23 protein-coding genes and 1 pseudogene are annotated in these 20,757 nt (G+C 64.4%); 10 read left to right on the forward strand and 14 right to left on the reverse strand.

Annotated features, from left to right (window positions below; translation table 11 throughout):
- On the reverse strand, nt 1-481 hold a 481-nt coding region (locus DU478_RS22020), incomplete at its 3' end, for a formate--tetrahydrofolate ligase (protein ID WP_114513008.1).
- 295 nt (nt 482-776) lie between these two features.
- On the opposite strand from DU478_RS22020, the gene DU478_RS22025 reads away from it, so the two are divergent.
- The 6 genes from DU478_RS22025 to DU478_RS22050 all read left to right on the forward strand — a co-directional run bounded on the left by DU478_RS22025 (nt 777) and on the right by DU478_RS22050 (nt 7,220).
- Nucleotides 777-1,406, forward strand: a complete 630-nt coding sequence (locus DU478_RS22025; RefSeq protein WP_114513009.1) for a LuxR C-terminal-related transcriptional regulator — start codon at nt 777-779, stop codon at nt 1,404-1,406.
- A gap of 548 nt (nt 1,407-1,954) precedes the next feature.
- Nucleotides 1,955-3,151: an aminotransferase class V-fold PLP-dependent enzyme gene (locus tag DU478_RS22030; protein ID WP_114513010.1), complete on the forward strand. Its 1,197-nt coding sequence runs from the start codon at nt 1,955-1,957 to the stop codon at nt 3,149-3,151.
- A 39-nt stretch (nt 3,152-3,190) separates the two neighbouring features.
- A complete protein-coding gene (locus DU478_RS22035; protein ID WP_114513011.1) occupies nt 3,191-4,135 on the forward strand; it encodes an HpcH/HpaI aldolase/citrate lyase family protein in 945 nt (314 codons plus the stop codon).
- Between the two features lie 25 nt (nt 4,136-4,160).
- Nucleotides 4,161-5,339 carry a malate--CoA ligase subunit beta gene (locus tag DU478_RS22040; protein WP_114513012.1) on the forward strand — a complete coding sequence of 393 codons (1,179 nt, stop codon included), beginning with the start codon at nt 4,161-4,163 and terminating at the stop codon, nt 5,337-5,339.
- 16 nt (nt 5,340-5,355) lie between these two features.
- The gene (sucD, locus tag DU478_RS22045; RefSeq protein ID WP_114513013.1) at nt 5,356-6,255 is read left to right on the forward strand and encodes a succinate--CoA ligase subunit alpha; all 900 of its coding nucleotides are present in this window, start codon (nt 5,356-5,358) and stop codon (nt 6,253-6,255) included.
- On the forward strand, nt 6,252-7,220 hold the full coding sequence (locus DU478_RS22050) for a 2-hydroxyacid dehydrogenase (protein ID WP_114513014.1): 969 nt from the start codon (nt 6,252-6,254) through the stop codon (nt 7,218-7,220). The genes sucD and DU478_RS22050 overlap by 4 nt, the downstream gene beginning before the upstream one ends.
- A gap of 140 nt (nt 7,221-7,360) precedes the next feature.
- Here the strand turns inward: DU478_RS22050 and DU478_RS22055 are convergent, their stop codons facing one another.
- The 6 genes from DU478_RS22055 to DU478_RS22080 are packed head-to-tail and all read right to left on the reverse strand — an operon-like array spanning nt 7,361 to nt 12,335.
- Nucleotides 7,361-7,792, reverse strand: coding sequence for a hypothetical protein (locus tag DU478_RS22055; protein WP_114513015.1), 432 nt, complete (start codon nt 7,790-7,792; stop codon nt 7,361-7,363).
- Nucleotides 7,789-8,409, reverse strand: a complete 621-nt coding sequence (locus tag DU478_RS22060; protein WP_114513016.1) for an ABC transporter ATP-binding protein — start codon at nt 8,407-8,409, stop codon at nt 7,789-7,791. Before DU478_RS22060 ends, DU478_RS22055 begins: the two co-directional genes overlap by 4 nt.
- Nucleotides 8,406-9,155 (reverse strand): ABC transporter permease, encoded by a 750-nt coding sequence (locus tag DU478_RS22065; RefSeq protein ID WP_114513017.1) that lies wholly within the window; start codon nt 9,153-9,155, stop codon nt 8,406-8,408. The genes DU478_RS22060 and DU478_RS22065 overlap by 4 nt, the downstream gene beginning before the upstream one ends.
- A gap of 6 nt (nt 9,156-9,161) precedes the next feature.
- On the reverse strand, nt 9,162-10,133 hold the full coding sequence (locus tag DU478_RS22070; RefSeq protein ID WP_114513018.1) for an ABC transporter substrate-binding protein: 972 nt from the start codon (nt 10,131-10,133) through the stop codon (nt 9,162-9,164).
- Between the two features lie 27 nt (nt 10,134-10,160).
- Nucleotides 10,161-11,135, reverse strand: coding sequence for a YVTN family beta-propeller repeat protein (locus DU478_RS22075; protein WP_114513019.1), 975 nt, complete (start codon nt 11,133-11,135; stop codon nt 10,161-10,163).
- Nucleotides 11,136-11,150: 15 nt separating this feature from the next.
- The gene (locus DU478_RS22080; RefSeq protein WP_233501537.1) at nt 11,151-12,335 is read right to left on the reverse strand and encodes an ABC transporter substrate-binding protein; all 1,185 of its coding nucleotides are present in this window, start codon (nt 12,333-12,335) and stop codon (nt 11,151-11,153) included.
- Between the two features lie 120 nt (nt 12,336-12,455).
- Between DU478_RS22080 and DU478_RS22085 the strand changes: the two genes are divergently transcribed.
- The 4 genes from DU478_RS22085 to DU478_RS22100 are packed head-to-tail and all read left to right on the forward strand — an operon-like array spanning nt 12,456 to nt 15,266.
- Nucleotides 12,456-12,959 carry a DUF3280 domain-containing protein gene (locus tag DU478_RS22085; protein ID WP_114513021.1) on the forward strand — a complete coding sequence of 168 codons (504 nt, stop codon included), beginning with the start codon at nt 12,456-12,458 and terminating at the stop codon, nt 12,957-12,959.
- Nucleotides 12,960-12,965: 6 nt separating this feature from the next.
- Nucleotides 12,966-13,514: an SRPBCC family protein gene (locus DU478_RS22090; protein WP_114513022.1), complete on the forward strand. Its 549-nt coding sequence runs from the start codon at nt 12,966-12,968 to the stop codon at nt 13,512-13,514.
- A complete protein-coding gene (locus DU478_RS22095; protein WP_233501538.1) occupies nt 13,477-14,445 on the forward strand; it encodes a YncE family protein in 969 nt (322 codons plus the stop codon). Before DU478_RS22090 ends, DU478_RS22095 begins: the two co-directional genes overlap by 38 nt.
- A 2-nt stretch (nt 14,446-14,447) precedes the next feature.
- Nucleotides 14,448-15,266 carry a quinoprotein dehydrogenase-associated SoxYZ-like carrier gene (locus DU478_RS22100; protein WP_114513023.1) on the forward strand — a complete coding sequence of 273 codons (819 nt, stop codon included), beginning with the start codon at nt 14,448-14,450 and terminating at the stop codon, nt 15,264-15,266.
- 16 nt (nt 15,267-15,282) lie between these two features.
- On the opposite strand, the gene DU478_RS22105 is transcribed toward DU478_RS22100, so the two are convergent.
- The 7 genes and pseudogenes from DU478_RS22105 to DU478_RS22135 all read right to left on the reverse strand — a co-directional run.
- On the reverse strand, nt 15,283-15,828 hold the full coding sequence (locus tag DU478_RS22105) for a PQQ-dependent catabolism-associated CXXCW motif protein (protein WP_114513024.1): 546 nt from the start codon (nt 15,826-15,828) through the stop codon (nt 15,283-15,285).
- A complete protein-coding gene (locus DU478_RS22110) occupies nt 15,825-16,670 on the reverse strand; it encodes a substrate-binding domain-containing protein (protein WP_114513025.1) in 846 nt (281 codons plus the stop codon). Before DU478_RS22110 ends, DU478_RS22105 begins: the two co-directional genes overlap by 4 nt.
- Nucleotides 16,654-17,193: a c-type cytochrome, methanol metabolism-related gene (locus DU478_RS22115; protein ID WP_114513026.1), complete on the reverse strand. Its 540-nt coding sequence runs from the start codon at nt 17,191-17,193 to the stop codon at nt 16,654-16,656. The genes DU478_RS22110 and DU478_RS22115 overlap by 17 nt, the downstream gene beginning before the upstream one ends.
- Nucleotides 17,194-17,286: 93 nt before the next feature.
- Nucleotides 17,287-19,086 (reverse strand): methanol/ethanol family PQQ-dependent dehydrogenase, encoded by a 1,800-nt coding sequence (locus DU478_RS22120; RefSeq protein WP_114513027.1) that lies wholly within the window; start codon nt 19,084-19,086, stop codon nt 17,287-17,289.
- Between the two features lie 129 nt (nt 19,087-19,215).
- A complete protein-coding gene (locus tag DU478_RS22125) occupies nt 19,216-19,608 on the reverse strand; it encodes a c-type cytochrome (RefSeq protein WP_114513028.1) in 393 nt (130 codons plus the stop codon).
- Between the two features lie 12 nt (nt 19,609-19,620).
- Entirely contained in the window at nt 19,621-20,457 is an 837-nt protein-coding gene (gene fghA, locus DU478_RS22130; RefSeq protein ID WP_114513029.1) for an S-formylglutathione hydrolase, read from the reverse strand.
- Nucleotides 20,458-20,464: 7 nt separating this feature from the next.
- Nucleotides 20,465-20,757 (reverse strand): annotated as a pseudogene (locus tag DU478_RS22135) (S-(hydroxymethyl)glutathione dehydrogenase); the annotation flags it as partial.

The following is a 20,757-nucleotide window of genomic DNA, read 5'->3' on the forward strand; positions in this document are numbered from 1 at the left end:
GCTGATCGATCTGCGCCTCGTTGCCCCAGTAGATGTGGTTGTCGATCATCGCGCTCAGAAGGCTGTGCGCGCTGGTGATGGCGTGGAAATCGCCGGTGAAATGCAGGTTCATGTCCTCCATCGGCACCACCTGCGCATGACCGCCGCCCGCGGCCCCGCCCTTCATCCCGAAGTTCGGTCCGAGGCTCGCTTCGCGGATGCAGATCGCGGCCTTCCTGCCGATGCGGTTGAGCCCGTCGCCCAGGCCCACGGTCGTCGTGGTCTTGCCCTCGCCCGCCGGCGTCGGGTTGATCGCGGTCACGAGGATCAGCTTGCCGTTCGGACGGTCCTGCACCGAGCGGATGAAGTCCTGGCTCACCTTCGCCTTGTCATGACCATAGGGCAGCAGGTCCCCCGCCCCGATCCCCAACTTCGCCCCGACCTCCTGGATCGGCTGCTTCTGCGCACCCCGCGCGATTTCGATGTCGGTCTTGACGCTCATGCCGGTCTGTCCTCCCCATGTTCGGTCACTTGCTGCCACGAACGCACGGCTGGCGGCAACAACACAGTTGTCCCTATTGCCGCTTGGCGACAAGTTTCCGTCCGGACGTCTGCCCGGCGCCTACCCGGTCGGGCGGGTTCCGCGGAACACCGTCGTATGCCGTAAACCCCTGGTGCCGCCGAAAGAATAGGTAGACAGCCGCGCCGCATCCGGCCAGCCTTTGTCAGGGCCGCAGGAGACGACCCGCGCGACGACGGATGCGCGTCACGCGCTTCATGGTGACGGGAGGAGAGCCATGACACAGCCCAACGGCGCCACCGCGCCCGTCCGGGTTCTGCTTGCCGAGCCGAACCCGCTCGTGGTGTCCGCGCTGACGGTCTGTTTCGATCAGGACAAGCGTTTTCGCCTCGCCGGAAGCGTCGGCACCGGGCAGGAGGTACTGGACCACGATCCGACGGCGCTCGATGTGGTGGTGCTGGCCTGGCAACTGGCGGACATGGGCGCGCCGGACGTGCTGCGGGCGATCAAGGCACGCGGCTGCAAGCTGCGGGTCACGGTATTTTCCAACAACCGCGACCTCGGCCATGTGCGCCAGTCGGTGCGGCTGGGCGCGCTGGGGTTCTGTTATCAGTTCGACGATCCTTCCGTGCTGTTCGACACGCTGCACGCGGTGGCGAACGGTCGCATCTGCGTGCCCTATATCGACGTGACCAAGATCAACGACACGCCGCTGGCGCAGCTCACAGTCCGCGAACGTGAACTGTTGTCGGTGCTGGCGCGCGGCTGGACCAACCAGCAGATCGCCAACCGCACCGGCATTTCCGAGAACACGGTGAAATACCACCTCAAGAACCTTTACGACAAGCTGGGGGTGCGGAACCGGGCCATGGCGGTCGCCGTCTATTCGCGCGAGGCGGCGGATTGAGCGCGGGCTGATCGCGCGAAGAGGCGTGTCAGCGCCGACCCGCGTGGTGGCGCTTTTGTCCTCGCCTCTTCGCACTTTATTCCCGCAAGGTCCGCACTCGATCCCAGCTTTGCGCCAAGCTCAGCCAAAGCGCCGCCCCGGGGGGCGGGTCGGCGCTGGCACGGCGGCCGCAAGCGGCCTTTATTCCGTGCCGGGTTTGGCTTGGACGGCTGGATGACGAACGCCATCTTTAACATCCAAGGCGAGCCGACTTTGAAAGGCGCACCTTTGGTGCGACGGGGCGCATCAATCCAAAGGCATGTCACCGGCGTGACGCTTGCACGGCGGCCGCAAGCCGCCTCGATTCCGTACCGCAGGGAACGTGCTCGATTGGATAATCAGACGCCGGCCGCCCGTTACCGCTACCAACGCGAATTGCCCCCCAACGGGTAGGCTCATCCCGCCCTCGGCGGCGGCGTTTCCTATCCTGCAAGGTGTTCTGGCGAACCCGCCGATCCGCCATCCTGACCCAAGGTTAAGCATTCCGACATCCTTGGGAGGAGACTCACATGCCCGGCTACAATCACCTGTTCATCCCCGGCCCCACAAACATCCCCGAAGAGGTCCGCATGGCGATGAACGTCTCCATGCAGGACATGCGCGCGCCGGACTTCCCGGAACTGACCAAGCCGCTGTTCGAGAAACTCGCCAAGCTCTTCCGCAACTCCACCGGCCGCGTCTTTCTGTACCCGTCCTCGGGCACCGGTGCCTGGGAAGCGGCGATCCAGAACACCCTGAGCCCCGGCGACAAGGTGCTGATGAGCCGCTTCGGCCAGTTCAGCCACCTCTGGGTCGACATGGCGCAGCGTTTCGGGCTCGATGTCGACGTGATCGACTGCGAATGGGGCACCGGCGTGCCGGTCGAGAAATACGCCGAAAAGCTCAAGGCCGACAGCGCCCACGAGATCAAGGCGGTCTTCGCCACCCATAACGAGACCGCCACCGGCGTCAGCTCGGACATCAAGGGCGTGCGCCGCGCGCTGGACGACGCCAACCATCCGGCGCTGCTGATGGTCGACGGTGTGAGCTCCATCGGCTCCATCGAATTCGACCAGGACGCCTGGGGCGTCGATTGCGCCGTGTCCGGGTCGCAGAAGGGCTTCATGCTGCCCGCCGGCCTCGGCATCCTGTCGGTGAGCAAGTGGGCGCTCGATGCGCACAAGCGCGCCGAATACAGCCGCACTTTCTTCAGCTTCGAGGACATGATCGCCACCAACGACCAGGGCTTCTTTCCCTATACCCCCGCGACGCAGCTGCTGCGCGGGCTGGACGTGGCCTGCGACATGCTGATCGACGAGGGTCTGGAAAACGTCTGGGCGCGGCACAACCGCCTTGCGACCGGCGTGCGCAAGGCCGTCGATGCCTGGGGCCTGAGCCTCTGTGCGAAAGAACCCAAGTGGCACTCCGACACCGTCAGCGCGATCATGGTGCCCGAGGACAAGGATGCCCGCGACGTGATCTCGACCGCCTACTCCAAGTACAACACCTCGCTCGGCACGGGCCTGAGCAAGGTCATGGGCAAGGTGTTCCGCATCGGCCACCTGGGCTGGCTCAACGAAGGTATGGTGACGACCGCCGTGTCGGTCGCGGAAATGTCGATGATCGAGAACGGTTTCGACATCAAGGCAGGGTCCGGCGTCGGCGCCGCGATCGAGCATTTCACCAGCACGACCGCGCAATCCGGCAAGGCCATCGCCGCCGAGTAACTCCGCAGCCCTGACACGCCCAACAGAAAGACCAACGACATGAGCCATACAGTTCACGGCATGCGCGCGACGAAGCTTCAGCGTTCGACGCTGGCGGTGCCGGCATCCAACCCCGGCATGGTCGAAAAGGCCGCCGACAGCGCCGCCGACGTGGTGTTCCTCGACCTCGAGGACGCCGTCGCCCCGAACGACAAGGAGCAGGCCCGCAAGAACGCGATCCAGCTGCTCAACGACATCGACTGGAAGGGCAAGAACAAGATCACGAGCGTCCGCATCAACGGGCTCGACACCCATTACATGTACCGCGACGTGGTGGACGTCGTGGAACAGGCGGGTGCCAAGCTCGACGTGATCCTGATCCCGAAAGTGGGCCTGCCGCAGGACGTCTACATGGTCGAGGCGATGCTCAACCAGATCGAGATGGCGATGGGTTTGAAAAAGAAGATCGGCATCGAGGCGCTGATCGAGACCCCGCTTGGCATGGCCAATGTCGAAGCTATCGCCGCCGCGCCCTCGCGGCTCGAGGCGATGCATTTCGGCGTGGCGGACTACGCCGCCTTTCACAAGGCGCGCACCGTCAACATCGGCGGCCTGAATCCGAACTACCCGGGTGACCAGTGGCACGCGGCGCTGTCGCGCATGACCACCGCCTGCCGCGCCTATGGCATCCGGCCCATCGACGGCCCCTTCGGCGACTTCAGCGATCCCGACGGGTTCCGCGATGCCTGCAAACGCGGCGCGGCGCTGGGGATCGAAGGCAAATGGGCCATCCACCCCAGCCAGATCGAGCTGGCTAACGACGAATATTCGCCCACCGATGCCGAGGTCGAGCGCGCGGAGAAGATCCTGAAGGCGCTCGAAGAGGCCGCCGCTCAGGGCAAGGGTGCCGCCAGCCTCGACGGCAAGATGATCGACGCGGCGTCCGAAAAGATGGCCAAGAACGTGCTCGCCGTGCAGGACGTGCTCAAGGCACGCGCGGCGTAACGCCTCAAATAGGGAGGGATTTCAGATGGATATCCACGAATACCAGGCCAAGGAACTGCTGGCCACGCACGGCATCCGCATGCCCCGCGGCGGTCTGGCCTACAGCCCTGAACAGGCCGCCTACCGCGCCACCGAGATCGGCGGTGAAGCCTGGGTCGTCAAGGCCCAGGTCCATTCCGGCGCCCGCGGCAAGGCCGGTGGCATCATCCTGTGCAAGACCGACAAGGAAGTGGCAGACGCCGCCGAAAAGCTGCTGGGCCAGCGTCTTGTCACGCACCAGACCGGCCCCGAGGGCAAGCTGATAAACCGGCTTTATATCGAGGAAACGGTTCAGATCGACCGCGAACTCTACCTGGGCTTCGTGCTCGACCGCAAGGAAGAGCGGATCATGATCGTCGCCTCGTCTTCCGGCGGGATGGAGATCGAACAGATCGCCGAGGAAGAACCCGACAGCCTGGTTCGCGCCTCGGTCGATCCCGGCCTCGGCATGCGCGAATTCCAGGCGCGCGAGATCGCCTTCGGGCTCGGCCTCGACGGCGCGCTGATCGGCAAGGCGGTGGATACCATCCTTGGATGCTACCGCGTGTTCCGCGACAGCGACGCCTCGATGCTCGAGATCAACCCGCTGGTGGTCAGCAAGAACGAGGTCATCGCGCTCGACTGCAAGATGTCCTTCGATGAAAACGCGCTGTTCCGCCGCCCGGAAATCTCCGAGCTGCGGGACAAGAGCCAGGAAGACCCGCGCGAGACCTTCGCCTCGGACCGTGGCCTGTCCTACGTCGGCCTCACCGGCAACATCGGCTGCATCATCAACGGCGCGGGCCTCGCGATGGCGACGCTCGACATGATCAAGATCGCCGGGGGCGAGCCCGCGAACTTTCTCGACATCGGCGGCGGTGCGAGCCCCGAAAGGGTGGCCAAGAGCTTCCGCGCGGTGCTCGCCGACAAGGAGGTCAAGGTGATCCTGGTGAACATCTTCGCCGGCATCAACCGCTGCGACTGGGTCGCCGAAGGCGTGGTCAAGGCGCTCGAAGAAGTCGGCGTCGAAGTGCCGCTGATCGTGCGCCTGTCGGGCACCAAGGTTGACGAGGGAATGAAGATCCTCGCCGAGAAGGCGCCCAGCGTCACCGTCGCCCACACCCTCAAGGAAGCCGCGGAGGCCGCCGTCGCGGCGCTTCCCAAGGCCGACAGAACCGCAGCTTGACCCGAAAGGCAGACCAATGGCTATTTTGCTGACCAACAAGACGCCCGTGCTGGTCCAGGGCTTCACCGGACGCATCGGCACCTTCCACGCCCAGGAGATGATCGACTACGGCACCAATGTCGTGGGCGGCGTCACCCCCGGCAAGGGCGGCGGCACGCATCTCGACCTGCCGGTGTTCAACACCGTCAAGGGCGCCGTGGCCGAAACCAAGGCCGAGGCCTCGATCGTCTTCGTCCCGCCGCCCTTTGCGGCGGATTCGATCATGGAAGCCGCCGACGCGGGCATCAAGTACTGCGTCTGTGTCACCGACGGCATCCCGGCGCAGGACATGATGCGCGTGAAACGCTATATGCGCCGCTACAAGTCCGAGATGCGCATGCGGCTCACAGGGCCCAACTGCGCCGGCACGATCACCCCCGGACAAGCGATGATGGGCATCATGCCCGGCAGCATCTATATGCCGGGGCGCGTCGGCATCGTCGGCCGCTCGGGCACGCTGGGATACGAGGCCGCGAGCCAGATGAAGTCCAAGGGCATCGGCGTCTCGACCTCGGTCGGCATCGGCGGCGACCCGATCAACGGCTCGAGCTTCAAGGACATCCTCGAACTGTTCGAGGCCGATCCCGAAACCGATGCGGTGGTGATGATCGGCGAAATCGGCGGCCCACAGGAAGCCGAAGCCGCGGAATGGGCGCGCGCGCACATGAAGAAACCGCTCATGGCCTATGTGGCGGGACTGTCCGCGCCCAAGGGCAAGAAGATGGGCCATGCCGGCGCCATCGTCTCGGCCTTCGGGGAATCGGCGCAGGAAAAGGTCGAAATCATCCGCGAGGCGGGGCATACAATCATTCCGCACCCGGCAGCCTTCGGCGAAACCGTCGAAGCGGTGTTGTCGGGCAAGAAGGTGGCTGCATGACCAAGAAAAAGATCCTGCTGACGCGTCGCTGGCCGGAAGCCGTGGAAAAACGGCTTTCGGAAGACTACGACGCCACGCTCAATACCGACGATGTACCGATGACGACCGAGGCGATCGGCGCGGCGCTGGCCGACTACGACGCCGTCTGCCCGACCGTGTCCGATAAGCTGCCCGCGGCGATCTTCAACGGCGGACACCGGGCGCAGATCCTCGGCAACTTCGGCGTCGGCTTCAACCATATCGACATCGCCGCGGCCACCGGCGCGGGTCTCACCGTCACCAACACCCCCGGCGTGCTCACCGACTGCACCGCCGACACGGCGCTGACGCTCATGCTGATGCTGGCGCGCCGCGCCGGCGAAGGCGAACGCGAGCTGCGCGCCGGCAACTGGGCCGGCTGGCGCCCGACGCACATGATGGGCACCCGCCTGCGCGGCAAGACGCTCGGCATCATCGGCATGGGCCGCATCGGCATCGCCACGGCGCGCCGCGCCCATGCGGCCTTTGGCATGAAGGTGGTGTTCTACAACCTCATCGACGTGCCCGAAGACCATATCGCCGGAATGGACGCCAAGCGCATGGACACGATCGAGGACGTGCTGGAGGCCGCCGACGTGGTGTCGCTGCACGTGCCGGGCGGCGGCGACAACACCCACCTGATGAACGCCGAACGGCTGGCGCTCATCGGTCCCAAGGGCATGCTCATCAACACCGCCCGCGGCGACGTCATCGACCAGGCGGCGCTGGTCGCGGCGCTGAAGGACGGCAGGATCGGCGGCGCCGGTCTCGATGTCTTCGAAAAGGAACCCGAGGTTCCCGCCGAGCTCATCGCCATGGAAAACACGGTGCTGCTGCCGCACCTGGGCAGCGCCACGACGGAAACGCGCGAGGACATGGGTCACATGGTGGCCGACAACCTCGACGCCTTCTTCTCCGGCAAGCCGGTTCCGAACCCCGTGTCGTAGCGATCTCCCGCGCCGCGTCACGATCTGAGCCAGGGCGCGCATCCCGCGCCCTGGTTTCTTGTCGTCCGCCCCTTCATCTTGCCTCTAAACTCCGGAGAGCACGAGAGGCAGCGCCTCTCGTCGCGCCCGGCGGGCGCGCGTCATTCGATCGTGATGTCGACGCGCTGGCTGTCGCCGCTCGATCCCGGGATGCGCAGGTAATGCCGCCCCGGCTTGATCGCGACGAATTCGATCTCCATGGTTCCGGCCTCGTCGAACTCGACGCTCTCGATGCCGAAGGGACGGATCTCCAGACCGTTGATGACGATCTCGTTGATCCAGATCGACCGGAAAAAGCTCGATCCCTCGAGGCCGATCTCGGCGCTGCCGTCGGCAATCAGCTCGATCTCGTAGACCGTGCCGGATTTCAGCGTCAGCGGCCCCTCGGCCAGCGGCTTGCCGGAGCCCAGGGTGATAGGCGGCAGGTCTTCCTTGTTCGAAGCCGAGAGGATCCCCGCAAAGCCGAATTCATGCGCCGCCGCGCCCGTGGCGAGACCCGCGATCAGGGTGGTCAGGATCAGTGCTTTTTTCATGGTTTCTCCTTTGCTGAAATCAGGTGCGGTCCCAGCGTCGCCGGGGTGCCGCGCAATTCGAGGATCCGCGCCGACAGCGCCTCGGCCTCGTTTCGCGCATGGGTGACGAACAGCGTCGCCGGACCCACGTCCCGGATCAGCGTTTTCGTCAAGTCGAGCATGGTCTGCGCCGTCGCCGCATCCAGCGACACGAACGGCTCGTCCATGATGAGAAAGTCCGGGTTCCCGGCAAAGGCCCGCGCCAGCGCCAGGCGACGCTGCTGGCCCAGCGACAGCTGGCCCGGAAACAGGTCCGCCTTGTCGCCGATACCGACCTTGGCCAGCATCTCCCGCGCGGCATCGCGGGACAGGTCCGGATGCACCAGCGTCAGGTTCTGAATCACGCTGCGCCAGGGCAGCAGCGTCGGTTCCTGGAACACGATGGCCATGCGCGCGGGGCGCTGCACCGTGCCTTCGAACCGCGTGTCGATCCCGGCGACGATCCGCAGCAGGGTCGATTTGCCGATGCCCGACGGGCCCAGTACCGCGACCGTCTCGCCCTTGGCGATCTCGAAGGCGATCGGTCCCAGGACCTGGCTCTCGCCGTAATGCTTGGACGTGACGTCGATCCGGATCATGCCACCCGCCACCGGCGTACGCGCCGTTCCCAGGGTTGCAGGAAGGTCCATTCCACCGCCAGCATCACCGCGATGAACGACAGCGCGTAGACCAGCACCATCGCCACGTCGAACAGCTGGAAATAAAGGTGGATCTGGAACCCGATGCCGCTCGACCGGCCGAGGAACTCCACCACCAGCACGATCTTCCAGATCACCGCCAGCCCGCCCCGCGCCGCCGCCGTGATGAAGGGCGCCAGCTGCGGGATCAGCACATGCCGCAGCCGCGTCCAGGCCGACATGCGGTAGACCCGTGCCATGGCGTCGAGGTTCGGATCGAAGGCCCGCGCACCTTCGCGGATCACCGTGGTGACGTTCGGCACCTTGTTCAGCGTCACCGCGATGATCGCCGCGGTTTCGTTGAGCCCGATCCAGAGGTAGCAGAGCACGATCAGCACCAGCGCGGGCAGGTTCAGGAACACCACCAGCCAGGGGTCGAGCCAGCGGTCGACCTTTTCGAACCGCCCCATGACCAGCCCCAGAGCACATCCGATGGCCATGGCCAGGGCAAAGGCCCAGATCACCCGCAGCAGCGTCGCGCCCAGGTGATAAAGCAGGTCGCCCGATTGCAGTTCGCGCAGGAACGGGCCAGCCAGCGCCCAAGGCTGCGGCAGCACCTGCGGATCGGCGGTCAGCGTCGCCGCCACCGTCCACAGGATCAGCAGGCCAAAAAGAGAGGCCGCCGGTATGGACCCCCTGCCCGACATCACCGGTCACTGAACATCGGCAAAGAGTCCGTCCGGCACCGTCGTGGCCTGGCCCACGAGGTCTTCGCCGCCAAGCTCTGCCATCAGTTCCAGGAAGCGCTCGGCCCCGCCAAGGTCCACCGGGCCGCGCACCGGCATCCCGGCGATGAAATCGGCCTTGAGCTGTTCGAACTGCGCGTCGTCGCTGGCGTTCATCCGCGGGCGGATCGCCTCCCATGCGGCGTCATCCTCGCGCAGCAGGCCCTTGGCGTCCTGCGATGCGTCGTAGAACGCCTGCGCGATACCGGGGTTCGCCTCGATGAAGCTTTCCTTCATGAAATAGCCCAGCAGCGGCGTGTCGGGGTTGAGCCCCAGCGCCGTTCCAGCCGTCTCGACCGAGATCAACTCGCGCATGCCCGCGGCTTTCATCTTGGCCAGGAAGTGCCAGTAATTGATGGCACCGTCGGTCTCTCCGCCGAGGCCGGACTTGAAGATCAGCGGCGGTGCGCCGAAGACCTGTTCGGTCTCGCCCGCCAGGTCGAGCCCGTATTCTCGCGAAGCATAGGCCCGCAAGATCAGCCAGCTCTTGTCGAGCGGGCCGCCGGCGATGCCGATCTTGCCGCCCGCAAGGTCCTGCAGCGATTGCGCGTCGCTGTCTTCGGGGACCACCACGCCGCCGACCGCGCGGGAATACGGGATGAAGACGTAGTCTTTGCCCGCCGCCCGCTGCCGCGCGACCCAGATCCAGTCGGCGACGGCGATGTCGGCCTCGTCGCCTTCGACCGCGACGCGGGTGGCGCCGTTGTCGGCAAAGGGCTGTACTTCGAGGTCGAAGCCGTGCTTTTCGTCCAGCCCGTTCTCGGTGATCGTCGCCAGTTCCCAGTTCACCGTGCCGATCTGCAGCACGGCGGCGCGCACCGTGGGCATGTCCTGCGCCACGGCCGCGCTTGTAATTGTCAGGCCCGCAAACAGGCCCAATGCGTGTTTCATCAGAGTCATGTGCTCCCCCTCCCCAAGGGATCGCGATCAGTCCGGCTGCACGACCACGCCCCAGGGCTGCTGGCCGACCTGCACGGAGCGGATCGCTTCCTGTTCTGCCACGTCGATGACGGTGACATCGTTGGAATTGCCGTTCGTTGTGATGAGGTATTGCTCATCGGGCGTGAAGGCCAGCTGCCAGACCCGCTGCCCGACGATGATGTACTTGACCACTTCGCGCGCCTCGACGTCGATCACCGCAACGCGGTTCGCCGGTCCAAGCGCCACGAAGGCCCACTTGTCGTCCGAGGTGACGCGCAGGCCCACCGGCTGCAGCCATTCGGGCAAAACCCCCGGCACTTCGAAGTCGATCTTGGTGGTCAGTTCGGGCGTGCCGTCCTCGGCGATGTCCATGACCGACACGGTGCCGCCGATTTCCGAAGTGACGAAGAGGATCGTGCCGTCCTTGGTGTACTGGGCGAAGCGCGGGCGCTGGTCGACCAGCACGTTGTGCTTGATCTTGTAATCCTCGGTCGAGATGAAATGCGCCATGTTCGTGGTCTCGGAGGTGTTGACCACGAATTTCGCATCCGGACTGATGCCCATGCCCTCGGGCTCCACGCCCACCGGCACCTCGGCCAGAACGGTCCGGGATTCGGTGTCGGTCACGGTGACGAGGTTGTCGTCCTCGTTGGCGATATACAGCGGGTTGCCGGTCGGGTGCAGCACGAACAGTTCCGGATCCGGCCCGGAGGGCAGCGAGTAGAGTTCTTCGTATGTTTCGGTGTCGAAGACCTTGACCTGGTTGTCATCGCTCGCCGCGACATACAGCAGGCTGCCGTCCGGGCTGATGGTGATGCCGCGCGGGCGGTTGCCGGCGGGAAACTCCTCGAGCACTTCCCAGGTTTCGCTGTCGATCACGGTGACGGTGTTGCCCTTCTCGTTGCTCACGAACACCTTGTTGGCCTGCGCGCCGGTGGCAAGCAGCGTGGCGAGTGCGGTGGACAGGATCAGTTTCTTCATCGGTCTCTCCGTCGATCAGTTGAAGGCAGTGCAGGTGGATTCGGGTTGGTCGATCCCTATCGTATCCAGCGGCGAGGTCTGGTGCAGGAACCCGTCCTGCGGCGACACGCTGACCGTGATGCGCCCGTCATAAAGCAGGATCGGCTGGCGCAGCTGACCGTTCCACGGACGGAAGGTCACGGCGACACCCTTGAAGGCCGCCAGTTCGAAGGCATCGCCGAGGATGTAATCGCGCAGCTCTGCCGGATCGACGGTGCTGGCGCGGGTCACGGCTTCGCCGATCACCCGCAGCGAAAGCCAGACCTGGTAGTCGTCCTCGCGCACGTAGCGCCCGGTCAGTTCCTCGAACCGGCGCTGGAACTGCGTGGCGCCCCAGGCCTCGTGCGACGCATGAAACGTCACGGGTCGCAGGCCCGAAGAGCCCATGGTCGGACGCGGGGTCCAGAGGTGATAGGGCACGTAAGGAGCAAAGACGTCGGACCGGTCGGCGGTCACGACGATGTCATGCTCTTCCGCCTCTTGCGTGAAGACAGGCAGTTGCCGCTGCACCAGCACGTGCCCGCTGTCGGTGCGGCGCGATCCGCCCGTGTCCTCGAATTCCCGCTCTTCGGTGATCTGCGCGCCGAACTTGGTGGCCGAGGCGCGGTAGGCATCGGCCAGCGCCTGGTCCGGCGGGTTCGACCCGTGGATCAGGAACCAGCGCGGCCATTTCTTCCAGACCGCGTATTGCGCCACGGCATCGGCCAGCATCGCGTTGCTCGGGGCCACGTGCAGGACGTTGGCGCGGCACTGGTCGCCGCGCAGGCCGTTGTCGACGGCGGTCGCATTGACCACCAGCACCCCGTCGCCGGCGCGATCGGCCAGGCGCAGCAGGTCTTCGGCATTGGCCATCACCACGATGAGGGTGTGCCCGTCAGCCAGCAGCGCGTCAAAGGCGGCGTCGGCTTCTTCCGGGGTGGTCGTCACCGTTTCGTTTTCGAAGGTATGACCCAGGAATTGCCCGGTCGTCGCATTGTCCTCGAGCCCCAGTTGCGCGCCGGCAAAGCCTGCATCCTCCGGCACGAGGTCGTACCGGCTGATCGGAGCAAGCTGCGGATAATCGATTCGAAGCACGGCGGTCCTGACGTCCAGAGCCGCGGCGGTTTGCGCCACGGACAATGCCAGTACGGCGGCCGCGAGTACGGTCCAAAAACGGTTCAATGTTTCCTCCCTGCCCCTGTTTTCCGAGGCTCTTTCGAACGTGTCAGAGGCGGATTTCCGCCCCAACCGATACCTTTGGAGCATTGATGCTCTCGGTCGTCGTGAAACAACATGTCTTTCATGAAACACGCGACAATCGTTCTGTCTTTTCTTATTTTCTGTGGATCGGCCATAGCCCAGACCCCGCTCGACCGGTCTGGAAAGGTTGCATTTTTCGGTGTCACCTTCCTCGATACCTCGACCGAAGGCGACTACTTCGGCCCGCGCGAAGACGAAGCCGCTCGCATCGACCTGGTCGAGGACTACGTGCAGGACCGGTTCGCCGAAGAAGGCTTTGCGTTCGTGGACTTGGCACCGGTCTCGGAAACGCTCGACCGCATCGTCAATCCCGCCGAATGCTATGGCTGCGAGCTGCGCATGGGGGAAGACCTGGGCGTGAGCTACGTGCTCGTAGGCGAGGTGCAGAAGGTGTCGAACCTGATCCTGTCGATGAACCTTGTCATGCGCGAAGTTTCGACCGGTGATATGGTGCGGGGACAATCGGTAGAGATCCGGTCCAACACCGACGATTCGTGGCTGCGTGGCTTTCGCTACATCCTGAAAAACAACTTCTTCAACACGTGAGGTTCCATGAGACAACTCAAATACCTTCTGGTCGTCTTCGGCCTGCTCGTCCCGGCCATGGCGATGGCACATGGACCGACCAGGCAAAAGGTGACGCTGACCACCGAGGTCGCGGCGGAACCGGCAGAGGTCTGGGCCGCCATCGGTGACTTCCAGGACCTGACCTGGCATCCCGCAGTGGTGTCGCAGACCGGCGAAGGCGGCAACGAGATCGACGCGACCCGGCAGCTTTACCTCTCGGACCAGGGGGCCGACGGCCCTACCATCGATGAGGTGCTCTACAAGTACGACGCCGAGAAGATGACCTATTCCTACCGCATCACCGAGGTGGCGGTCGAAGTGCTTCCGGTCACCAACTATTCCTCGCACCTGACGGTCAAGCCGCTGGACGGCGGCGGATCGCTGGTGGAATGGCGCGGTGCATTCTACCGCGGCTACCCGAACAACGACCCGCCGCCCGAACTGAACGACGAGGCCGCCATTTCCGCCGTGACCGGCGTCTACCAGGCGGGGCTGGATGCGCTTGTGGACCGCTTTGGCGCGCCGCAGTCGTAACATCGCCCTCTTCGGGATGATCCCGGCCCTCGTCGCCAGTGCCCTGGCGGCGGGGGATTTCGCGTATGTGACCAACCAGAACAGCGAGGATCTGAGCATCCTCGACCTTGACGCGGGCACCGAGGTCGCGCGGATTTCGATTCCCGGCAAACCCGCCGGTGTCGCTGCCACCGCGGGTGGCCATGTCTTTACCGTGTCGCCGGACAGCAAGGTGGTGCGCCGGCTCGACGCCACAGGTGCGGTGCAAGCCGAAGTCACGCTCGACGGTGGCCCGATCGGCATCGCTGCCGATCCCGCGCGCGGGCGGGTATTCGTGTCGGACTGGTACAACGCGCGGATCTGGGTGCTGGACGCGGCAACACTCGCGATCCTGCGGATGCTTGAGACGGGCAGTGCCCCGGCGGGTCTTGCTGTGTCGCCGGACGGCATGCTCCTGGCCTCCGCCGACCGGGATTCCGACCAGGTGTCGGTCTTCGACATGGAGACGCTCGACCTGCGCCATCGCCTGCCCGTCGGCACCCGGCCCTTCGGCCTCGCCTTTGCGCCGGACGGTCGGCTGTTCGTCGGCAATGTCGGCACCGATGATGTCACCGTGCTCGATGCCGCGAAAGGCACGACCCTCGCCACCGTGAAGGTCGGCGCGCGCCCCTATGGCGTGGCCTTCGCGCAGGGACGCGCCTTTGTCAGCAACCAGTATGCCGATACAGTCAGCGTCATCGACCTGGCCACGCTCGCGCCCGTCGGTCTGATCGACGTCGGCGAATATCCCGAAGGCATTGACGCCACGCCCGACAGCGACACCATCGTCGTGGCGAATTGGTTTTCCAACACGGTCAGCCTGATCGACCCCGCCACGCTCGAAGTGACCGGCGAGATCGACACCGGCGACGGCCCCCGCGCCTTTGGCGCGTTCATCCAGCGGAGGAACTGAAGATGAGACTGACGGCCCTGACCCTACCGGTGCTTCTGGCACTGGCCGCACCCCCGGCATTCGCCGTGGAGGACAGCACCTGGACCGACCTCGCGGCTCAATTGTACGGTGACCGGGAATTGCTGGACGGCAAGGACGTCATCGCCATCGACGCGCCCTATCGCACCGACAACGACCCGCGCACGCAGGTGGCCGCCCAGGTCGCGGCGCCGCCGGGGCGGATGCTGGGCAAGGTCACGCTGATCCTGGACGAGAATCCGATGCCCGTGTCGGCGGTGTTCGAGATGGACCGCCCGCAGGAGCGGTTCTTCTTCGACGTGACCATGCGCGTGAACGGCCCCACCCCGTTGCATGTGGTGGCCGAGACCACCGACGGGCAACTTTACGTCGCCGAGGCCTTCGTGAAGACCTCGGGCACCGGCGCCTGCGCTGCACCGCCGGGCACCGATCCGGAACTGGCGCTGGCGACGCTGGGCAACATGACGATAGGGATCGAGGAAACCGTGGGCGGCAGTGCCTCCGAAAAGCTGAGCGCGCTCAGCCTGCGACAGCGCCGGCTCGACCTCGACATTTCGCATCCCAGCCATTCCGGGATGCAGATGGACCAGATCTCGCTGCTGTTCATCCCGATGCGTTATGTCGAGAACGTCGAGATCGACCTCGACGGCGCGGGCTATGTCGACATGACCGGAAGCATCTCCTTGTCCGAGAACCCGCAGGTCAGCCTGTCGGTGCCGGGCCAGACGCAGCAGGTGGACGTCACGATGACAGACACTGACGGCACCGTGACCCACGCCAGCAAGACGCTGCCCGGGTACTGATGGACAGGGGTCGGGGTTATTCCGGTTCCGGCTCGCGCGGGATGACCTCGGTCGGGTAATCGAAGAAGGCCCAGCCATCGGTGCCGTCGGGATACCAGTAGACCCGGGTATAGCCGTAGTCCTCGATCGCGCGCTTGGCGGCGTTCCAGGACATCCAGCAGTCCTGCAGGCAGAAGAACAGGACCGGGTGATCCGGGTCGCCCTCGGTGACCTTTGCCAGACCGTCGCGGAAATAGCCGTCGGTCACATCGGCAATGGCGCCGTAGCCCACGTTGGGCAGCCAGATTGAACCGGGGATGGAATGGCGTTTCTTCTCGCGCCAGATCGTGCCTTCGGGCAGGCCCTTGGGTTTCGGCGGCTGCGGCAGCACATCGACGAAAGCGACCTCGCCTTTTTCCCAGAGGTCGAAGGCCTCTTCGGTGGTAACGACTGTGCCGCCGGACAGAGTGTCCGGCACCGGCGCGCGGTAATCGTCCATCCGGTAGTCGGCGGGTTCATCGACCGCGGCGGCGCAGACGGGCAGCAGCGTCACGAGGACCGCCGCTGCCAGCGCCCGTTTCACTGACCGATTTCGAGCATGGCGTCGCCCATGTCGTTCGCCAACGGCACGCCCGCTTCGACCAAAAGCTGGTTGATCTCGTCCTGGTGCCGGCGGATCAGGGAATTGAGTTCGCGTTCCCACACCTTTTCCCCCATCCGGACGCCCATCGTGATGCGGAAGAACAGCCGCGGCGGCAGCGTTTCCTTCACCAGCGGCGTGACCTGCAGACCGGGATAATCGGTCTTGACCAGCGGACCGGCCAGCGGACCCCAGAGGATTGCGGCATCGGTTTCGCCCGACTTCACGTCGTCCAGCAGCTCGAGCACCGGGGATTCGTACCGGCGATCCACCACGAGGTTGTAGGGCTTTGCGGATCCCAGAAGACCGTTTCGCGCCATGTGATCCGCAGGCGGGCTGCCTGCGACGATGCCGATGCGCGCGTCCTTCAGTTGTGGGTCGGACAGCGTATCCACGTCCGCCAGAGCGCTGTCGGTCTTGGTGACGATGGTGAAGACGGAGGTGAAGTAGTGGTTGGTGTTCTGCACCAGCTCGTGACCCTGCGCATAGCCGATCACGACGTCACACCTGTTGGCCCCCAGCGTGTTGCGGATGAACCCCGTGGCCATCGGGTACCATTCGTATTCCACCGGAAGGTCCAGCTTGGACGCGATCAGCTCGGCCAGCTTGTTCTCGTAGCCGGTCTCGTCCCGGTTGGACATCGGCGTATTCGCCGGATCGGCGCAAACCCTGAACGCGTTTTTCGAGACGAGATCAGAGGTCTGCGCCTGCCCCGGCCCTGCGTGGGAGAAACACAGGACCGAAACCAAAGCTGCACTCAGGAGGCTCTTAGCCCATGCAGGCATTTTCAGCCTCTTGGATCATGTCGGACTTGGCTTCCTTCTGCGCCGGACGGCCGCGCGGAACCGCGTCCATGCCGCGCGCCTTGAGGTAGACGTAGATGTCGTCGAGGTAGCACATGACGTTCTGGTTGTCGCCGAAGTGCGGCATCACGGAGTTGCCGTTGGCGCGACCGTTCACCACGACATCGTAGAAATCGTAATAGTCCATGTTCACGGCCGAGTTCTTGATCTTCGGCGCATAGGTCGAGCCTTCGCCGTCGGGGCCATGGCAGACGTGGCATTCCGAATGGTAGCGACGGAAGCCGGAGAAGGTCAGCCAGTCGACGGTGCCGTCTTCGGCAACGTTGTAGGTCGGAATGTCGTCATCGGTGTAGTAGCGGCCACCGTCTTCGTAGGCGACGGGGACTTGGGGATGGTCAGCGGCGGGGTCGACCGGCTGATCGCTCCAGGACTGGGCGCTGGCGGCAACGGGCAGACCGAGGGCCAGGGTAGCGGCGACGAGAATGGGGGTAGCGGTACGCGGCATTGAAGCGGACCTTTCACAGTTGCTGGTGAGATCGGAAAAAACGAGGGGCCGACACTCCGGTCTGGCGTGCCGGCCCCTGTTATCGAACGTGTCTTAGTTCGGCAGTTTGAAGACGGTCAGCTGACCACCCAGAGCGGTGTAGTCGCTCAGGGCTGCATAGCCGCCCACGGCGCCCAGGCCGTCGTTCGGGTTGGTCAGACCGGCTGCGAGGCCGATACCTGCCCAGCCGCCGACGCCCGACAGGATGCCGACATACTGCTCATCGTTGTGCGTGTAGGTCATCACGTTACCGATGATGCCCGAGGGGGTCTTGAACTTGTAAAGCTCATCGCCGGTCTCGGTGTCGACAGCCTTCAGGTAGCCTTCGAGCGTGCCGTAGAAGGTGACGCCGCCCGCGGTTGCCAGGGCACCCGACCACACGGAGAACTGCTCGGGGATCGACCACTTGATCTCGCCCGCGATGTTGTCCCATGCGATGAAGTTACCCATGCCGCCGTGGCTGTCCGGTGCCGGGTACATCGCGAGGGTCGCGCCGACATAGGGCTGACCTGCGGTGTAGGACACGCGGAAGGGTTCGTAGTCCATGCAGACGTGGTTGGTCGGAACCAGGAAGAGCTCCAGGTTCGGATCGTAGGCCGCGGGCTGCTGGTCCTTGGTGCCAAGCGCCGCCGGGCAGATGCCGGTGGAGTTGACGTCTTCGCCGTTCTGCTCGGTCGAGTACTGCGCGACGACCTGAGGGCGACCGTACTGGTCGGACTCGGGGTCCATGTCCACGCCGGTGGTCCAGTTCACGACCGGGTCGTACTTTTCGGCGACCAGAAGCTCACCGGACACGCGGTCCATGGTGTAGGCCAGACCGTTGCGGTCGAAGTGGGTGAGAAGCTTGCGCATCTCGCCATCAACTTCCTGCTCCGTGAGGATCATTTCGTTGATGCCGTCATAGTCCCACTCGTCGTGCGGGGTCATCTGGTAGAACCACTTGGCCATGCCGGTATCGGCATCGCGGGCCATGATGGTCATCGACCAGCGGTTGTCGCCGGGACGTTGCGCCGGGTTCCAGGTCGACGGGTTACCAGTGCCGTAATAGACCAGGTTCTCTTCCGCGTCGTAGGAATACCAGCCCCAGGTGGTGCCGCCGCCGATCATCCACTGATCGCCTTCCCAGGTGTTGGTGCCGGAGTTTTCACCGACAGGCTCACCGAGGTGGGTGGTGTTTTCCGGATCGACCAGGATGTCCTCGTCCGGACCCATGGAATAGGCGCGCCAGACCTGCTCACCCGAGCTCATGTCGTAGGCGGTCACGTGGCCGCGCACACCGAACTCGCCGCCGGAGATGCCGACGATGACCTTGTCGTTGACCGGCAGGACCGTCGCGGTGTTGGTTTCACCCTTGGACGGGTCACCGTTCACGGCGGACCAGACGACCTCGCCCGACTCGGCGTCGAGTGCGACGACGGTGGTGTCGGCCTGATGCAGGAAGATCTTGCCGTCGGCATAGGCCACACCGCGGTTCACGGTGTCACAGCACATCACCGGAATAACGTCCGGATCCTGCTTGGGCTCGTACTTCCACTTGATCCGGCCGTCCTCGTTCAGGTCCAGCGCGTAGACGATGTTCGGGAACGGCGTGTGCAGGTACATGGTGTCGCCGATCACCAGCGGCGAACCTTCGTGGCCGCGCAGAACGCCGGTGGACATGGTCCATGCAACCTGCAGGTCGCCAACGTTCTCCTTGTTGATCGAGTCCAGCTGCGAGTAGCGCTGGTTCTTGTAGTCGCCGGTCTGGATCACCCACTGGTTCGGGTCATTCATCATTTCCATCAGCTCGGCATTGGCGCTGGCCATACCAGCGCTCAGTGCCAGACCCGAGGTCAAAGCCAAAAGCTTTTTCATGTTTCTCAACTCCCTAGTTGACGTTCTGTTTTTAGGTGCCACCCGGCCGCCAGATGCGGCGGCAGGGTGGGTTTTCGACCAGCAAGCTTCTCCTCATGCTGGCCAAAACCGGTATGGGGCGCCGCGCGCTTACATTCCTTCCGAGAATGTCGCGAGATAGGCGACCACGTTGGTCCGCTCTTCCTCTTTCCGCAGACCCGCAAAGGACATCTTGGTGCCTTCGACGTAATCACGAGGCTTTTCCATGAACGCCGCGATGGTTTCGGCATCCCAGACAAGGCCCTCTTCTCCCTTCGCCACCATGGCGTCGGAATAGTTGAAATCCTCGAGCGACCCGGCGGTGCGCCCGATCAGGTTGTTCAGCTGCGGGCCGACCTTGTTTTCCGCGCCTTCGCCGACCGCGTGGCAGGCCATGCATTTGCGGAAGACCTTTTCGCCGGCTTCGGCGTCTCCTTCCTGGGCCGAGGCCACGCCTGCGGTCAGAACCATCAGGGCCGCGGTGCCAAGCATCTTATTGAACATATCGTACCTTTCTCAGTGCCTTGTTCCGTTCAACCTTTGCGAATGCCACTCTACATGGTCACCCGCAAAAGTATTCACAAAGTAATAAGAGTGGTCATAGCCCTTCTGCATCCTCACCAACCCCGGCTGACGGCGCTTGGCCATCGCGGCTGCCAGGGCCTCGGGGCGCAACAGTTCGAGGAACTGATCGCTTGCGCCCTGATCGATCAGGATGTCGCCCTTCCACCCGTGCTCCTCCAGCAGGATGGTTGAATCGTGCAGGGACCAGGCACTCTCATCATCTCCCAGATAGGACGAAAACTGCTTTCGTCCCCAATCCGATTGTGTCGGATTGGCGATGGGTGCGAAAGCTGAAACAGACTCGAACATCTCGGCATTTCGTAGGGCTATCGTCAGAGCACCATGCCCCCCCATCGAATGCCCGGTAATCCCATGAGCACCGTTCACCTGTAAATTCTCCGTGACAAGCGACCGCAGTTCGGAGGTGACATAGTCGTACATCCGGTAATGCGTGCGCCACGGATCGCGGGTCGCGTTGACGTAGAACCCCGCGCCCTGCCCCAGATCGTAGGCCTCGTCGTCCGCGACGCCGTCGCCCCGCGGGCTGGTGTCGGGAAAGACGATCGCCAGTCCCTCGCGGGCGGCATGTTCCTGGAAGCCGCCCTTGACCATGGCGTTTTCATGGGTACAGGTCAGGCCCGACAGGTACCACAGCACCGGAACCGGACCGTCCTCGGATTGCGGCGGCATGAAGACGGCAAAGGTCATCTCGCAGCCGCAGGTATTGGACGGATGGCGGTAGACGGTCTGGACGCCGTCGAAAGCCCGGTTTTGCGACACGATTTCCATCAGCGGTTCAGAACTCCACCACGGCGCGGATGCTCTTGCCTTCGTGCATGAGCTCGAAACCGTGGTTGATCTCGTCGAGGCTCAGCTTGTGGGTGATCATCGGGTCGATCTCGATCTTGCCGTCCATGTACCAGTCGACGATTCGCGGCACATCCGTCCGGCCCTTGGCGCCGCCGAAGGCCGTGCCGCGCCAGTTGCGCCCGGTGACCAGCTGGAACGGCCGGGTCGAGATCTCGGCCCCCGCCGGCGCCACGCCGATGATGATGCTCGTCCCCCAGCCCTTGTGCGCGCATTCCAGCG

It is taken from the genome of Thalassococcus profundi (assembly GCF_003344785.1).
Taxonomy (GTDB): Bacteria; Pseudomonadota; Alphaproteobacteria; order Rhodobacterales; family Rhodobacteraceae; genus Puniceibacterium; species Puniceibacterium profundi.

Bases quoted from the DNA above. Each gene is read 5' to 3' on its own strand.
- DU478_RS22025 (WP_114513009.1), top strand. From the start codon at position 777: ATGACACAGCCCAACGGCGCCACCGCGCCCGTCCGGGTTCTGCTTGCC.
- DU478_RS22030 (WP_114513010.1), top strand. From the start codon at position 1,955: ATGCCCGGCTACAATCACCTGTTCATCCCCGGCCCCACAAACATCCCC.
- DU478_RS22035 (WP_114513011.1), top strand. From the start codon at position 3,191: ATGAGCCATACAGTTCACGGCATGCGCGCGACGAAGCTTCAGCGTTCG.
- DU478_RS22040 (WP_114513012.1), top strand. From the start codon at position 4,161: ATGGATATCCACGAATACCAGGCCAAGGAACTGCTGGCCACGCACGGC.
- sucD (WP_114513013.1), top strand. From the start codon at position 5,356: ATGGCTATTTTGCTGACCAACAAGACGCCCGTGCTGGTCCAGGGCTTC.
- DU478_RS22050 (WP_114513014.1), top strand. From the start codon at position 6,252: ATGACCAAGAAAAAGATCCTGCTGACGCGTCGCTGGCCGGAAGCCGTG.
- DU478_RS22055 (WP_114513015.1), bottom strand. From the start codon at position 7,792: ATGAAAAAAGCACTGATCCTGACCACCCTGATCGCGGGTCTCGCCACG.
- DU478_RS22060 (WP_114513016.1), bottom strand. From the start codon at position 8,409: ATGATCCGGATCGACGTCACGTCCAAGCATTACGGCGAGAGCCAGGTC.
- DU478_RS22065 (WP_114513017.1), bottom strand. From the start codon at position 9,155: ATGTCGGGCAGGGGGTCCATACCGGCGGCCTCTCTTTTTGGCCTGCTG.
- DU478_RS22070 (WP_114513018.1), bottom strand. From the start codon at position 10,133: ATGACTCTGATGAAACACGCATTGGGCCTGTTTGCGGGCCTGACAATT.
- DU478_RS22075 (WP_114513019.1), bottom strand. From the start codon at position 11,135: ATGAAGAAACTGATCCTGTCCACCGCACTCGCCACGCTGCTTGCCACC.
- DU478_RS22085 (WP_114513021.1), top strand. From the start codon at position 12,456: ATGAAACACGCGACAATCGTTCTGTCTTTTCTTATTTTCTGTGGATCG.
- DU478_RS22090 (WP_114513022.1), top strand. From the start codon at position 12,966: ATGAGACAACTCAAATACCTTCTGGTCGTCTTCGGCCTGCTCGTCCCG.
- DU478_RS22095 (WP_233501538.1), top strand. From the start codon at position 13,477: ATGCGCTTGTGGACCGCTTTGGCGCGCCGCAGTCGTAACATCGCCCTC.
- DU478_RS22100 (WP_114513023.1), top strand. From the start codon at position 14,448: ATGAGACTGACGGCCCTGACCCTACCGGTGCTTCTGGCACTGGCCGCA.
- DU478_RS22110 (WP_114513025.1), bottom strand. From the start codon at position 16,670: ATGCCTGCATGGGCTAAGAGCCTCCTGAGTGCAGCTTTGGTTTCGGTC.
- DU478_RS22115 (WP_114513026.1), bottom strand. From the start codon at position 17,193: ATGCCGCGTACCGCTACCCCCATTCTCGTCGCCGCTACCCTGGCCCTC.
- DU478_RS22120 (WP_114513027.1), bottom strand. From the start codon at position 19,086: ATGAAAAAGCTTTTGGCTTTGACCTCGGGTCTGGCACTGAGCGCTGGT.
- DU478_RS22125 (WP_114513028.1), bottom strand. From the start codon at position 19,608: ATGTTCAATAAGATGCTTGGCACCGCGGCCCTGATGGTTCTGACCGCA.
- fghA (WP_114513029.1), bottom strand. From the start codon at position 20,457: ATGGAAATCGTGTCGCAAAACCGGGCTTTCGACGGCGTCCAGACCGTC.